The 13,901-nt window shown below is 38.3% G+C and carries 15 protein-coding genes and 2 pseudogenes; 9 read left to right on the top strand and 8 right to left on the bottom strand.

Translation table 11 applies throughout. From position 1 onward, the window contains the following. Positions 1 to 75: 75 nt before the first annotated feature. From RMB03_RS02615 to RMB03_RS02605, 3 genes and pseudogenes are all read left to right on the top strand, one after another. Positions 76 to 387 (top strand): annotated as a pseudogene (locus RMB03_RS02615) (putative metallopeptidase); the annotation flags it as partial. Between the two features lie 172 nt (positions 388 to 559). Then, complete coding sequence (locus RMB03_RS02610) at positions 560 to 733, top strand: hypothetical protein (protein ID WP_311073642.1); 174 nt, start codon at positions 560 to 562, stop codon at positions 731 to 733. 149 nt (positions 734 to 882) lie between these two features. After that, on the top strand, positions 883 to 1,191 hold the full coding sequence (locus RMB03_RS02605) for a hypothetical protein (RefSeq protein WP_281833926.1): 309 nt from the start codon (positions 883 to 885) through the stop codon (positions 1,189 to 1,191). A gap of 1,373 nt (positions 1,192 to 2,564) precedes the next feature. Here RMB03_RS02605 and RMB03_RS02600 read toward each other — a convergent pair. Continuing rightward, entirely contained in the window at positions 2,565 to 3,521 is a 957-nt protein-coding gene (locus tag RMB03_RS02600) for an alpha/beta hydrolase (protein WP_311073639.1), read from the bottom strand. Positions 3,522 to 4,231: 710 nt separating this feature from the next. Between RMB03_RS02600 and RMB03_RS02595 the strand changes: the two genes are divergently transcribed. Beyond that, positions 4,232 to 4,288: a hypothetical protein gene (locus RMB03_RS02595; RefSeq protein ID WP_311073713.1), complete on the top strand. Its 57-nt coding sequence runs from the start codon at positions 4,232 to 4,234 to the stop codon at positions 4,286 to 4,288. 62 nt (positions 4,289 to 4,350) lie between these two features. On the opposite strand, the gene RMB03_RS02590 is transcribed toward RMB03_RS02595, so the two are convergent. After that, positions 4,351 to 5,295 (bottom strand): helix-turn-helix domain-containing protein, encoded by a 945-nt coding sequence (locus tag RMB03_RS02590; protein WP_311073637.1) that lies wholly within the window; start codon positions 5,293 to 5,295, stop codon positions 4,351 to 4,353. 237 nt (positions 5,296 to 5,532) lie between these two features. Here RMB03_RS02590 and RMB03_RS02585 point away from each other — a divergent pair, with 237 nt between their 5' ends. The 3 genes from RMB03_RS02585 to RMB03_RS02575 are packed head-to-tail and all read left to right on the top strand — an operon-like array spanning position 5,533 to position 8,476. After that, positions 5,533 to 6,552, top strand: a complete 1,020-nt coding sequence (locus tag RMB03_RS02585) for a carbon-nitrogen hydrolase family protein (protein ID WP_311073635.1) — start codon at positions 5,533 to 5,535, stop codon at positions 6,550 to 6,552. A gap of 2 nt (positions 6,553 to 6,554) precedes the next feature. Then, positions 6,555 to 7,610, top strand: coding sequence for a phenylacetaldoxime dehydratase family protein (locus RMB03_RS02580; RefSeq protein WP_311073632.1), 1,056 nt, complete (start codon positions 6,555 to 6,557; stop codon positions 7,608 to 7,610). Continuing rightward, positions 7,607 to 8,476 (top strand): transporter, encoded by an 870-nt coding sequence (locus tag RMB03_RS02575; RefSeq protein ID WP_311073630.1) that lies wholly within the window; start codon positions 7,607 to 7,609, stop codon positions 8,474 to 8,476. The genes RMB03_RS02580 and RMB03_RS02575 overlap by 4 nt, the downstream gene beginning before the upstream one ends. A gap of 687 nt (positions 8,477 to 9,163) precedes the next feature. Here the strand turns inward: RMB03_RS02575 and RMB03_RS02570 are convergent. The 6 genes and pseudogenes from RMB03_RS02570 to RMB03_RS02545 all read right to left on the bottom strand — a co-directional run. Beyond that, positions 9,164 to 9,610, bottom strand: a complete 447-nt coding sequence (locus RMB03_RS02570; RefSeq protein WP_311073629.1) for a hypothetical protein — start codon at positions 9,608 to 9,610, stop codon at positions 9,164 to 9,166. Between the two features lie 9 nt (positions 9,611 to 9,619). Next, positions 9,620 to 9,838, bottom strand: a complete 219-nt coding sequence (locus RMB03_RS02565) for a hypothetical protein (protein WP_311073627.1) — start codon at positions 9,836 to 9,838, stop codon at positions 9,620 to 9,622. 115 nt (positions 9,839 to 9,953) lie between these two features. Next, a complete protein-coding gene (locus tag RMB03_RS02560; RefSeq protein ID WP_311073626.1) occupies positions 9,954 to 10,115 on the bottom strand; it encodes a hypothetical protein in 162 nt (53 codons plus the stop codon). Positions 10,116 to 10,153: 38 nt separating this feature from the next. Next, positions 10,154 to 10,345 (bottom strand): helix-turn-helix domain-containing protein, encoded by a 192-nt coding sequence (locus RMB03_RS02555; protein WP_311073625.1) that lies wholly within the window; start codon positions 10,343 to 10,345, stop codon positions 10,154 to 10,156. Positions 10,346 to 10,889: 544 nt separating this feature from the next. After that, the gene (locus RMB03_RS02550) at positions 10,890 to 11,075 is read right to left on the bottom strand and encodes a hypothetical protein (protein WP_311073623.1); all 186 of its coding nucleotides are present in this window, start codon (positions 11,073 to 11,075) and stop codon (positions 10,890 to 10,892) included. Positions 11,076 to 11,170: 95 nt separating this feature from the next. Beyond that, positions 11,171 to 11,860 (bottom strand): annotated as a pseudogene (locus RMB03_RS02545) (alkane 1-monooxygenase); the annotation flags it as partial. A gap of 702 nt (positions 11,861 to 12,562) precedes the next feature. Between RMB03_RS02545 and RMB03_RS02540 the strand changes: the two are divergent. Then, a complete protein-coding gene (locus RMB03_RS02540; protein WP_311073620.1) occupies positions 12,563 to 12,943 on the top strand; it encodes a VOC family protein in 381 nt (126 codons plus the stop codon). Between the two features lie 306 nt (positions 12,944 to 13,249). Continuing rightward, positions 13,250 to 13,450, top strand: a complete 201-nt coding sequence (locus RMB03_RS02535) for a hypothetical protein (RefSeq protein WP_311073619.1) — start codon at positions 13,250 to 13,252, stop codon at positions 13,448 to 13,450. The last annotated feature ends 451 nt before the right edge of the window (positions 13,451 to 13,901 follow it).

The following is a 13,901-nucleotide window of genomic DNA, read 5'->3' as shown; positions in this document are numbered from 1 at the left end:
TATAGATAACTAAGATCAATGTTGGCACAAAGTCTTAATTTCATAATATCAGGGAAAGTATGCTTGGGCTTGAATATGAATGAGCTTGGTTTTTCTCTTTCAGTTAGACCAATACCGCCTGATTGGCTTTTTGAATTAGATCCCCCCAATTTTGCATCAGTACCTGAAATGTGGGATTGGATAAGATGGGTATTTTTAGATCCAAAATGTCAAATGTTTAACCCCGACCATATACATTTGCGGTCATTTCGTTATCTGAATATTGTCGTGACTAGATCTGGCTTTAGTAAACAAGGTCATCAGGTCATTGGCACCACTGAAAAAATCATGATCAATGCAGGTGGCTGGGAAAAAGAGCGGCAAGAGGAACAATACATTCAATGGTTCAGATGCTCATGTTGTTGAGTATTTGACAGATCAATGGAGCGTAAAGCTTGATGATTTAGCCAAAAAATGGCAACACAGCGTCGTGCTGCCCGTATTGCATCAGATCAAGCATAAGGCTCATGCCGGAATATGAGAGTGCTAGACGGCAAGAGCTTGGCATTAAGAAGACTATTTGGCTGCATTCTCATGCTGGGGAAAACCAAGACCCTCACACGTTGCTGCACATGGAAAAACCTTTGATGTGGTTAAGGGCATGTATTCGCATGGCCAGTGGGTTAAACCTGGGCAATTGAATTACTGCCGTTGTGGGAGTAAAGCAATTATTGATGAGACATCATTTCTATAACTAAATAACTGTATTAAGTGTGACTTAATCGTAAAAAATAGTTTTTTTTAACGATTGGTTCGTGCAATAATTTAGTTTTGCTTATATTTAATGTGCCATTGTTAATATTTTTTAACATATGGTTTTGCTTGAGTTTAAGGTTAGTTGAGATGAGTCAAATTTCAGAACTAGAAAGAGATGAAATATATATGCAAATTGATAAGAGGTTTAATGATTACATGAAAGCTAGAGTTCGACGCATTGATAAGGACTCCTATAAATATGAACTTTTTAATATCTTGGCTAAGACGGTGATTGAGCCTGCAAGTTTTAGAATTGAGCATTTCAGGGAGTATACCGCTCAAGAGAAGGTTGAAAAGACTTTGTACTGTTGCAGGAAAATAGGATTAGACCAATTTAATACGAAGAGTATGTTGCTCATCTGGTCAGATGACGTACTTAAATTATTAGATATCTGAGTCATTACAGGTGCTAGGTTTTAATCTTTTGGGCCCCCTTATTAGTGGGGTTTATTTTTATATGGTGAGTAAATGAATATAAAAATCGCAATGGGACAAATCCCAGCGACTAAAAGGTACTTGCAATAGTAAAGTTTAAAGAGGGGAAAGAACCTGAAAAGTTCATTATAGGATACAAAACTTATTTAGCTTTAATAGCGGATGAACGATTCACACCTCGAATCACTCGAGATGGAAGAGACTCTATGATTCGAAACTATAAGGGTATTAGAATCAAGGTGGTAACAGAAAAGTGGACTTTTTATGATTTAGACATAAATTTTCTGGGAAGCTTAGTAGGGTGAGGCCGAGGAATATGAAATTAATGGCATCAAAAAACCTAGAATATGGACAAGGCTTAATTGACAAGAACAAAGACATAAGGTGGTTAACACTGAACAAGATATCATCAAGCTCTGGTGATATAAAACTAACCTAGTGTGACAAAAAGTGATTAACTGCTCTATCTAAGTTGCGGGCGAGTGTTCTACATATGACTTGGTAATAATGGGTCAAATAAATGTGTAGTTATAGGTGGTGTAGTATATTATTAACTTCTGATGGAGTCTCAGAAGTTTGCTTGTAAATAAGTCTGATTAATCCTACACTTCTTATATTAGATGTCATCGTTTACCAAAAGAGATGTTATTTGGGGACATTTATTTAGAAATAATAGATTTAACTATTATTTTGATATTGCAATACTATATCTTATAAAAAGTTTAATTTGTTTTGTTAGTTGAATGTCAAAAAAGAAATTAAAAAATCTGTATTTGCGGAGAGGGGAGCACCCATTTGTTTTAAGTACTTTATTTGCCTTCACTGCAAGGAAACAAGGGTGGACTGTGGAAGAGGTCAATGAAGTATTTGTTGAAGCAAGAAAATATGATTATACATATTTCTATAAAACATTGGTTTCATATCTCCATAATGAAGGATAAGTGGAAAAGATGTAAATAATAGTTTTGATGCTATTGGGACTTTTTTAATAAGCACTCAACCATGTTATAACGTGAACTATTAAGTAGAAAAATTAGATGTAATATATTTGTGCACCTTAATGATTAGAGTATTAAAATTGTGAAACTTCTTTTGCTAAAGAGATTGTCATTAATTTGATTTGTGAGAAAAGCAAGAGGGACTCATGAAGTGGTCTTATTTCATTGTGATCAAATTTAATATTTTAAATTAAAGAGACAAAAGACTCGCTTGTCTATAAGGAGCGGGTCAAATATAGTCAAACTTTATTGTTATATATGACCACTTCTCCTCCAAAGTGATCTATTAAAATTATACTCTTTCTTTAGCCCAAACAAGCAACATGTAGGAAGTGTCTAGTCTTTTTTAAGAGGAGGGGCTGTAAAGGCCAATATAAGATCAATGAACTTTTGGCGATCTTTAGTGGGTTGCAAGTGTACATAGTGTGAGGCACCTGTAATTTCAATTACTTTGACTGATGCAGCATTTGTCAAGTGTGATTCTAGTGTGGTTATATCACTTGGACGCGACCAGAAATCGTGCTCTGAACGCAGGATCAGTACACGAGAGCGAATGAAGGAAGCATCGAAAATTTGACGACCATTTACCAATTTGAGTGTGTCGGCTACAGGACCAGAAGGAAATCGGAAACTTGGTGGTTCACGCGTATCTGTTGTTGAGTCGCCTTCCATTGACAATTGAACGTAGCGTGTTAGGAATGCTCCATTTATACCTTCACTACGCCAGCGACCTTCTAAATTCTCAGCTGTAGCGAGTCGGGTGGCACCATGCCTTGAACGATCAAGTTCTGCTGGTTGTTGTGGGTCACCAAATTCTTGTTGTAATTGCCACCCACCAGCTGGACCGCCATAGGCTGCATTGTAATAGATTAGGTGAGAAATATATTCTGGATAAAGTGAAGCATAATGCCCCAGCCATTGTGAGCCAGTTGCCCAGCCGATAGCCGCCAAGCGAGTTTCATTGGGATGACGATGATGAATCTCCTTCACTACTGCTGCAATATCAAGTACAACTTCATTTGATCGAACAGCAACAGGACCATTGTATATTTTAGTTGTATTTTGCATTTCAGGAGGAAACTGTGAGCGGCCAAAGCCGCGAGCATCCATTAAATATACAGTATGTCCAGCTTTTGCAAATTCTTGAGCTACCGATGTACTAGGGGCATCTACATCCCAACTGGCTAGCACGCCTGATCGTCCACCATTTATCATCAGTATTGGACCACGATCACCTGTTGTGATTGTATCATGTAACTCACGAACGAAAATAGTTAAACCATCATCAGTCATTGTGGTGAAATCATGTCTGATAATTTCTGCTCTAATAGGAAGTGCTAGGAAAAAACTTATACAAATTATTATAGTGAATATGGGCTTCATACATTCTCCTGATACAAACCAGCATGAACTTTTTAAATCACTTGATTTCATAAATTATGTAAAAATATAAGGTATTATTTTCATTCTTAATTCAATATTGTGTAAGGAACCATGACAAAGAAAAGGATTTTTACTTATATCTAGCTCTTATGGTATCTCTTTCTTCCGAGACTATAATCATATATACTATCTTGCTGAGAATACTGTTTATTTCAGTCTTTGGTTTAAAGGTAGATCTCCATAATTCATACTTTTTTTTACAAAAGGTATAATTGATTATCATATTTTTAATGCTTTTTTAGGATTTAATCAAAATCTCAAATACAGAAATTTACGGTAATAAATTCCTATGAATACATTAGTTAAAGTAATTGTCTTATCCATCTCTACTTCGATTATGGCTACTTCAGCATTTGCAGCATAACAAGATACTCATAAGACTGTACATCATAGTAAGCAACCTGTAGCACAAAAGCCACAGGTTAAGTATAATTCTGTAAAACCATCACGTGATTGGAAATCTGGACAAGCGATTCCCTCTCAATATCGTAGTGCTCATTCAGTAGATCATAAGCAATATAGATTGACTAATACCAGGTAAGAATCAGCAATGGTTAAAGGTGAATAGTGACTATGTACTTGTTAATACAAACACACATAAGATTGTTAAGGGTTAATTGAAGAAAGGCTTACGGAAGAAGCTAGCTTTTTTTAAACTTTCTCGTACCCTAAGCTATATTTAATTCCTTAATACTACTTTTGGCATAGTTCTAAATTGTTTTGGCGTAGAACCATAGCATTTTTTAAATTCTCGTGAAAAATATGACATGTCCTGAAATCCAGCTTGATATGCGATTTCTTTGATGGATTGTTGGTTGATATGTGATTCCAGCGCACGATGTGAATGTTCTAGGCGACTTTCTAGTAAAAATCTACCAAAGGTGGTTTCTTCTTGTTGAAATAACTTACTGATATATCTAGACGTGATCTTGAAATGACATGCAATATCGTGAATATTTATATCTGGATGATTAATATTTTTTAATACCATATTCTTAATTTGCAAAAGTAATGAGCTATTATTTCTATTATTTAACTTTGACTCTGAAAGGATGGAACTCAGTAAGTCCATATATTGACATAGAATACTATCTTGCAATTCCTTGTGGATATCACTAGAGAGCAAATATAAATTTTGGAGAAAATCACAATTTAATTTTTGCAAAGGATGATGTTCACCAAAACTATGCGCTGTTAAAAACTCAATTTTTCCATAGCGTTTTTCAAATAATTTTCTAGGCAGCATTAATACCATTTGTCTAAAATTGCCCAATAGATGTAGATCATAAGGGCGATGAGTATCATAGAAACCAAATTGACCAACATCAAGTAAGGTTTCTCGACCATCTTGAGCGAGTCCCATTTTTCCAGCTAAGATTAAACTCATTAAAATAGAGTCATGATCATCTTTTTTTATAATTGAGTGCTTTCTTTGTACATGTTGTGCTGATCCAGAAACATCCACAATTCCCCAATCTGACCAAGATTTACACTTTAATGCACCAGAAAAGTTCATGGATGACTCAACTGTGCAACTAAGCGGAACAAATGTTTGGCTGATCGCATCCTGCCAATAATCATGACGATATTTAAGTTCTAACTCTCTTGTATCAAAATCTAACATTATTTCAGTCCCTTTACTGATTTCATCATGAAATGTCAGCTTCACTACAGAAAAGGATGCAGCAGTTTCTGTTAAAAAATAGCAGCAAGTTGTATGCCAAATCTGTAGCTGTTTTATCTAAATAACTCAGTTCCTTCTGAGTCAATTTTTTGTTCTTTTTCAGAATAACTATCCAAATGAAATTAATTCTATAACTAAATAACCAATTTAAATACGTTATAGGCAAGGGGAATATCAATGGAAAAATTAGTTAAAGTTGCATGTGTACAAGCGGCACCTGTATTTCTCGATTTATCAGGAACAGTTGATAAAACAATCGCTCTGATTAAAGAAGCTGCGGACAACGGAGCAGAACTCATCGCATTTCCTGAAACATGGATTCCTGGTTATCCATGGTTTTTATGGTTAGATTCACCGGCTGCAAATATGCCACTGGTATATCAATATCATCAAAATTCTCTCACTCTAGATAGTGGCCATGCTCAAAAGATTACAGATGCTGCTAAGCAATATAATATTTTTGTAGTGTTGGGATTCAGTGAAAAAGACCACGGCAGTTTATATATTTCACAATGGATTATTGACAATAAAGGTCAGACTGTTGGCAATCGCCGCAAATTAAAAGCAACACATGTAGAACGTACATTATTTGGTGAAAGTGATGGTAGCTCTTTGCAGGTTTATGAAACAGACTTGGGGCGTGTCGGTGCATTGTGCTGTTGGGAACACCTACAACCTTTAGGCCGTTATGCGATGTATTCCCAACATGAACAAATCCATATTGCTGCATGGCCAAGTTTCAGTCTATACACAGGTACAACAGCGGCATTAGGCCCAGACGTAAATAATGCTGCTTCCCGTTTATATGCAGCAGAAGGCCAATGTTTTGTGATAGCGTCTTGTGCGATTGTATCGAAAGAAATGCATGAGTTCTTATGCACTGATGATACCAAAAAACAATTATTGAACATCGGTGGCGGCCATGCTCGAATTTATGGACCAGATGGTAGTGACCTCGTTGAACCGTTAGCCGAAGATGAGGAAGGCATACTTTATGCAACATTAAATTTGGCAGCAATTACATTTGCTAAAACTGCCACAGACCCTGTTGGACATTATTCTCGTCCAGATGTCTTCCAGCTAGTATTTAATGCCAAGCATAAACCAAAAGTTATTCAGCAAGCACCTATCCAACGCATGCCAGTCGATCCAGCTCAAGATACAGTCGATTCCGAACTGGAACTTCAAGGAGAATAAGCATGGAATCAGCTATTCCTGAATATCTTCGTGTAGCCAAGACTCGCCCAAATTCAACGCCTAAAGGCTATACACCGCCTTTTCCAGCTTGGACGACACGTTTTGCTGAAGATACTAGTCAAGTGGTGATGATGTATTTTGGTATACAATCCAAACAAAAGATAAACTTTCAGCAGCTTACGGTGATCATTGATTATCTCAAGCAGGATCATTCGCCTGGTTATTGGACACCTGCTGAATATGTCGATGCACAAGGCTTCCATCATTTAGTTATTACTGCATATTGGGTTGATCAAGTCATATTTAATGACTGGTTTAAACAAAGTGGTTTTGAAACATGGTGGAATGCTGTCGAACGAGAACAAGGACAGGTCGGTTACTTTTTAGAAATCACTTGCCCAAGTATTTCCGAATTTGAAACCATTTTTTCTAATCCAAGTTCGCCTGAAGGTATTGCCCATTTAAGCAATGTCATGAGTGAGGAAATCTTGGAACATGGTTATTACGGTAGTATGCGTGATCGCCTACCGATTGCACAGTCAGATCCGTTGATAGGTTCTACGCTAGACAAGCATAAACTGCAACCCAAATCAGCACATCGTGTTCAGATCATGGGCAATGATTACCTCAGTTTAATTCGTTCAGGTCAGGACTGGACAGAAACGGAAGCTGAAGAACGTGCATTATATTTGAACAATGTCGAACCGATTTTAAATCAAGGTATGCAATTTTTGCGTGATGAAGGATTGGCAGAAGGTTGTTTGAACTGTCGCTATATGACCGTTCTTGATCCAGAAACAGGGTTAGCGACCGATAAAAGTTTTGGTTTAGCGTATTTCCAAGATTTACAATATCTTGAGAAGTGGGCCAAATCTCATCCAACTCATGTCGCTATCTTTGGCGAGTTTATGAACTATGTCCAGAGAATGAACTTTCAAATCAAACTCAAATTGTTCCATGAAGTGATTTCCGTACCTGCTCAAGCTCAGTTTTTTGAATATATCAATTGTCACTCACAGACTGGGTTAATGAACGCATTGAACGGAGAGGCAAAATGAAATTAAAACCATCTTTTAGTCTTATTATGGGAACGCTTGGGCTCAGTACACTTGCTCATGCAATTGAAGTTCAACCTGGCGATTTTGAGGTTTTACCCGATAGCAAAAGTCTTGCCTTGCTTTATTACACCCATACTCAGGGAGATCAGCTCTATCAAAATGGTGAGAAATTATCTGATCGTGCCAAGTTACAAACGGATATTGGCATAGCACGATTTATTTCTGCCATCCATCCGATTGAAAATCTGAGTCTAGAACCTCAAGTAATTTTACCTTTTGGTCAAGTAAAAACCTCTGATGATATTGCAGCACTTGGTAAAGCATCTGGCATCGGTGATGTCATGATTGGTATGCCGATCAAATATGCATTATCGCCAGCCAACACAATGGCTATTGCCCCCTTTATTTCAATCCCTTCAGGCTCTTACTATCAAGATAAAGCACTGAATTTAGGGGAGAATCGCTGGAATGGCACGCTTCAAACTGCTTGGTTACATCATTTTGATCAAGATATTACTCTCGAAAACATTTTCGATGCGACGATATACTCAAATAATGATCGCTATAGTCGTCAATCACTCACTTTAAAACAAGATCCGAAATATGAATACCAACTTTATCTACGCTATAACTTATCGCCGATCACTGCATTTGGTATAGGTGGTGGCTGGATCGGAGGCGGAGAAACCAAGCTGAATGGCGTTAACCAAAACGATAAGGTTAATACGACCTACGCAAAAATTACAGCATCTCATTTTTTTACACCGCTTTTTCAAACCAGTCTCACAATTGGACGTGATATTAAGGTCGAACAAGGCGTGAAACAGGATTCTGATTTCACGCTACGTCTTGGTTATTTATTCTAGACAGAGAGAGGGGATTTATTGCTAAATTTAACACGGAACATAGAGATTAGGTATTTCAATTTGGAAGTAGCAGCACCTAAGAAATATCTTTCAAAGAACTAAATCTTCTATTGTGCTCCATCCTAAGATAGGTTGAAAGTATTTCATCTCAAACTGAGTTAAGCAATTAACTCGGTTTGTGTGTCTTGATGAGGAAATTTTAAAATTCCAATGATAGGGAAATCTACATGATAAATATTAGAAATTTTCCAGAAAACGCCAAGTAAACTCACAGCCTGTGATCTGATAGTCTTCTGCAAACATCTCAAAAAAAGAACGTTCATCTACTCTACGTAAAACGCATGACGATGCTTCGCATCCCAAATAATAAAAGCGTTCGCCCGTGTGGTGCCGACTACAAATGGTTGCTCGGAGGTATATTGACCATTCAGCATTTTGCACCAGACTAATGGATGAGTAGCCGTTAGACCTGCTCAGCTTCCACGGGTAGTTTCATGACATAACTATAGTGATAAGTCGCTGTTTCAAATATAGAGTCATCTTGCGGTTTCTTTAAATTAAACCAAAAAGCCATGTCTGCTCCGGGAAAATAATGATGATGTGTTGATGATAAATATCCAAATACTTTATTTTATTACGAACAAAGTACATGTAAGAAGTCTGTCGATGGATAGAATGCCCCGCAACTCATAAATCTGGTTTGACTATATTTGGCAAATCATGTGATGCTAATGATTGCCAAGGAAAACGGCCAAGCCTGTGGCGCAGTTGGTATGATAATGAGCCATGAAGATTTGCGGCGTGCCAGCCCAAGTAGGTCATCGATGTAACATTGAAAATCCAGTATTGATCCGAGATAGGATCAATCGGTTTAGGGGTATCTAGTTTGACATCTGCCGCAACGTGTCCTTCTCCATCCTCGAGGCTCAGCCGTGCAAGAATAGGTCCTTCATAATCACAGATCAGAGACTCACCGATCATTTCTGTTTCCCAGACGATACCCGGTGCTATCGGAATATTACAGCGTATTTTACCGACGTGTGCAGCATGAGCTACCGGTACTCCCGTCAGCCTTGCGACCTGTCCGGGCAATTGATACTGTTGCCGGCGGTAGAGAGCATGTTCTCGTTGCATGAGCCGACCTTAGGCCCAAAGCCAGTTAAGAGGCAATGACCACCAGCACATGCCGCCCAGTACCAGTTGTACATCTTTGGCGCGTACGCGTGCGGCCGTACGTGTACGCGCCCATTCCCATCCAGACATGAGTCCGATCTTGGAGTCTAGGGTTTGGCATGTGACAACACCATCGTCATCACCTCCAACATAAAAATTTTGTTCCCACGGTTGGGATATCCTTGTCATGCAGGTGTACCAAACCATTGGGTTCTGCCAAGAGATAAGTACCGTAGGTGTGATTGCCTCTTATAGATAGAAAGCCACCTGCAATGATGACCTCCAACTCTCTTGCCAAATCTCATCAATTGAAATGGCCTGCCATCGATAGGCGTAGGAGTAGTGCGCAAGATGGGTGAGTAGACATTCGGGGAGGTAAGGCTTCAGGAACGACAATAATTTCTGGCGTGTGCTCACGATAGGCATCGCGAATCAGTGCTTCCACATGGATCAGATTGGCGTCCACATTACCGAGCATTAAGGTGGGCTGTACAACGGCGATCTTTAGTCATAACATACTCTAGAGATTTTTGGGGGTAGGCGTAACATTGAAGGGGTTTTTCCTGTAATGCGTTTAAACGTGCGCGCAAAGTTTGCTGAACTACTGAACCCAAGAATTTGTGCGATCTCTGCGATCGGTTTTTGTGAGTGTTTAATTAGCTCTTTGGCGTAGGCAATGCTGACCTCATCTAGCAACTGTCTGAACGTTGTCCCTTCCTCTGCCAGTATACGATACGATATTTTTCAGCTTGCCTGCGATGAATTCCGTATTGATGATCCGCTGCTCATCCAGTGACAGGCACAGTAATTGTCTGATTTGCTGACTCATTGGTTTATTGTGATTTTTCTGAAGCCTTGTGTAGAGCTCTGCTTCTAGCAGGCGCTGCAAAGTAGGACTTTGAATAAGAGGGGTACTTCACATTAGCACCTTTGTGATGACGATGCTATTTTTAGCAGCCTCATCTTGAACGCGTACTTGGAAAAATTCTTCATATAACTTTTTTCATAGGTTAATGTATGGGCAAATTTGACACAGACATCGTCCATAGGTGTAAGCATGAACGGCATGATGCTATGTAGAGCACCCATTACTAATTCTGTGAAAAAGTATTCTGATCACCAAAGTCCGTGACCTTTTTAAATTTACATAGACCTAATTACCTAACCCAGCATACCATGCGCGGGAACGCATCAAGTATTTGGAATATTGCCGGACGATCAGGCCTGCAGTACTGTTGAGTCAAGGTATATAAGCTTCTAGGAACTGCTCACCATTGATCGTGCTGCTCTCATTGAGTAGTTCCTCATGACTTACACGACATTGTCGATGGAAACCTAGCAGATCACCTCCATTTGATCGAATCAGCGCATCACATACATCCAGATATTGAATCGGAAACTGTAAGGATTTTAGTGGAACTATCATGGTGTCAATCTAAGCATACGAGTTAAGTCCGCAAAAAAATCGCCTTGGAGTCTGTGGCCATATGAACACGATCACATTACATTAAACAAGCAATTTCATGTCCCTTTGTCGACAAGAAGCTCTTTCTTACCAAGTTTGGTGAAGATTCTCATCAGGGCTTTCTGATTAACATTTGCTTTGCTCAGATCACCTTGGTAATGATCAAACACGCGTTGATCCATGAGCTTGAACCACCAAGCCGGAATAATAGCAGGTAGGATTAGTTTAGCATAATCACTTGGGAGCTGGGGTACATTGTCAAAATGTCGCAATGCCTGAAAGCCGCGAGTTGGGTGGGCATGATGATCTGAGTAACGCTGTATTTGATATAAAAACAGATTGGTCACCATATACTATTCCAGCTGTATTCTGGCATGGTACGTTCATACTGACCATTGGGAAGCTTTTGGTGTAGCAATCCATAATGTTCTACATAATTGATGACTTCAAATAAGGTAACGCTGTAAAGTGCCTGAGTGATTTGGAACGGAATGACACGGCGCCCAAACAAAGCAATCAATCCAGCGTGGAAGGCTACACTCATTGCCGGATCTTGCAGCAGCCCATTGTCCAAAGACCACCAGCCCGCGCTAGGCGTTTTTTTCAATTTGGATGGCTGATTTGATGCTGCCAATGATTGAGCGTGGTAGGAATTGTCAGAAAGGCTCTCCCAACTGAGCAGAGGCGGCATCCTCTGGGGGCGCGACATGCTTATGGTGCCCATAGGGATGCTCTACCAGGAAGTGGGTAGAGGTAAAATATACCTTGATATTCATATCCTGTGATTTCCGCTATGCTTTTCGCATGCAAGGAGGTGAATTTTACAATTCTGACTAGGCAAGTAGTTTCTTTTATTAGATCAAATTTTGATATTCTATTGGTGTCACATACATTCAATTTATGTCATCTTTGTTAATTTCAGTGAAAAAATGCACCACTTTAGCTTAGCTTTTTCGTATTTGATGCATTAGATATAACTCCTATCGTACCGGCATTCTCAGTTGCTGTTTTTTCTTACTTCTTATTTGGAGCATCTTGTTCTCTATGTGGTTATGATAGGAATTGGCTTGGATTTGACTATTCAAGCCCTAAATAGCTTTACGTTTAAGCGCAGAAATTTGATTGATTTTTACCCCAAGGGTTATCCACAGGAATTGTGGATAGTTTCAGAAGTGTGACCGTTGAGAAATCAGGAAAACTTCTAGTTTTGGTTATTTATTGATCTATTTTGTGGTGAAAAGATATCAGAACTACTCAAAAACGAAGCGATTTGGAAGCAAGTCGCTTTTTACAGATGAATGACCATTTTTTAATATGTTAAGATTTTGATTTATGAACTAGATTTGAGGGGAACATTAGTTAAATAGATAAAAGTTATGGTTTTTTATATACTAGTTTCTGTGGTAACTTAATTTTAACTATTGATTCTATAAGTGAAAAGTAAATATATGAGCAATCCTATTAGTTGGTTTGAAATTTATGTTAATAATATTCAAAGGGCTAGAATATTCTATGAGACCGTTTTTAAAATTAAACTTACAGATTTTTATAATCCATTGATCTCAAATGAGATACAAATGAAACATTTTCCCTTTGATATGCATGGATATGGTTCTACTGGAGCATTGGTGCAAAGGAATGATATTCCTGCTGGTGGTAATAGCAGTATTGTTTATTTTTGTAGTGAAAATTGTGAAATTGAAGAAATGCGAATTGAAGAGTCTGGTGGAAAAATTTATCAAACAAAAACTTCAATTGGGGAACATGGATTTACAGTTTTAGCTATAGATACTGAAGGCAATTTATTTGGTATTCATTCTATGAAGTAAAAGTATTAATAATTAAAATAAGATTGATTAAGTTGTAATTTTAGATAAACATAAGCTAAATGCTTGAATTTTTCCTTTTCGTATCAATATCATAAAGTACATCGTTATAGGGCCCAGCATACCGGAACGGCTCTTTCTTCATTTAACAGGAAGCAGTTTTTAATCAAGCATATCCCAGTCTAGGTCGATGCCCCTGATGGACTCGATTACTAGCTGTTACGGTCCAGACGTAGAAATGGATGGGGGATTCACGAGAATCAAGTTGCATCAGTTAAGTATGGTCTGTAGTTGCTGGCAAAATGGAAGATGAACCTTAAAGCCAAGAATAAAGATCCTGAGCTCAAGCCTGCCGTAGATGAGGTTTTATTACTACTTAATACCAAATCTGGAGTGCGTCAGGAAATGATGGCTTTGTTAAATGCCTGTGAAGTGTTGAAGCCATCGGTTGGTGTATTGGTCATGGATGTTGCTATCATCATGGGGGCAACAATGTTAATCAATTATTGACGGGTATCTCCTAATGCAGCAAATACTCTATAGTATGTTATTAACTTTCTTTGCGATACCAGCGTTTGCATATAGTCCAAAGTTGGTACTACCCGGGATTATAGATAACATAGGACAAGCTTATATTGATGAGGAGTCCTAAAAATACTAACTAAAGAGTTAATAAGTATGGTTGTTCATGAGAAATATAATCAACCGATAAGGGATGACTTTGCATCAAGTTACAAGACTATATATTAGACAAGTAATTGTTGAATGTATAAATAAAATTATTGCTGAAGACAAGGTTGGCTATTTTTCAGGGCAAACACCAAACTCTAGCCTCATTACTATATATGAGAGTTTCCTAGTTTTCGTTGTGCCTGATGATACTAAGGCTAGGAGCAATCTTATGCCAAGATTTAGCTCCTGACGATATGCTAATCATATTCAATAGTTACAGTAGCCATTG

It is taken from the genome of Acinetobacter sp. V91_7, assembly GCF_031799075.1.
Classification (GTDB): Bacteria; Pseudomonadota; Gammaproteobacteria; order Pseudomonadales; family Moraxellaceae; genus Acinetobacter; species Acinetobacter calcoaceticus.
The sequence above is the reverse complement of the archived record's forward strand: the minus strand, read 5'-3'. Positions and strand labels throughout refer to the sequence as shown.

Excerpts from the sequence above, each read along its gene's own strand:
- RMB03_RS02605 (WP_281833926.1), top strand. The coding sequence starts at position 883 with ATGAGTCAAATTTCAGAACTAGAAAGAGATGAAATATATATGCAAATT.
- RMB03_RS02600 (WP_311073639.1), bottom strand. The coding sequence starts at position 3,521 with ATGACTGATGATGGTTTAACTATTTTCGTTCGTGAGTTACATGATACA.
- RMB03_RS02590 (WP_311073637.1), bottom strand. The coding sequence starts at position 5,295 with ATGTTAGATTTTGATACAAGAGAGTTAGAACTTAAATATCGTCATGAT.
- RMB03_RS02585 (WP_311073635.1), top strand. The coding sequence starts at position 5,533 with ATGGAAAAATTAGTTAAAGTTGCATGTGTACAAGCGGCACCTGTATTT.
- RMB03_RS02580 (WP_311073632.1), top strand. The coding sequence starts at position 6,555 with ATGGAATCAGCTATTCCTGAATATCTTCGTGTAGCCAAGACTCGCCCA.
- RMB03_RS02575 (WP_311073630.1), top strand. The coding sequence starts at position 7,607 with ATGAAATTAAAACCATCTTTTAGTCTTATTATGGGAACGCTTGGGCTC.
- RMB03_RS02570 (WP_311073629.1), bottom strand. The coding sequence starts at position 9,610 with ATGCAACGAGAACATGCTCTCTACCGCCGGCAACAGTATCAATTGCCC.
- RMB03_RS02565 (WP_311073627.1), bottom strand. The coding sequence starts at position 9,838 with ATGACAAGGATATCCCAACCGTGGGAACAAAATTTTTATGTTGGAGGT.
- RMB03_RS02550 (WP_311073623.1), bottom strand. The coding sequence starts at position 11,075 with ATGATAGTTCCACTAAAATCCTTACAGTTTCCGATTCAATATCTGGAT.
- RMB03_RS02540 (WP_311073620.1), top strand. The coding sequence starts at position 12,563 with ATGAGCAATCCTATTAGTTGGTTTGAAATTTATGTTAATAATATTCAA.
- RMB03_RS02535 (WP_311073619.1), top strand. The coding sequence starts at position 13,250 with ATGAACCTTAAAGCCAAGAATAAAGATCCTGAGCTCAAGCCTGCCGTA.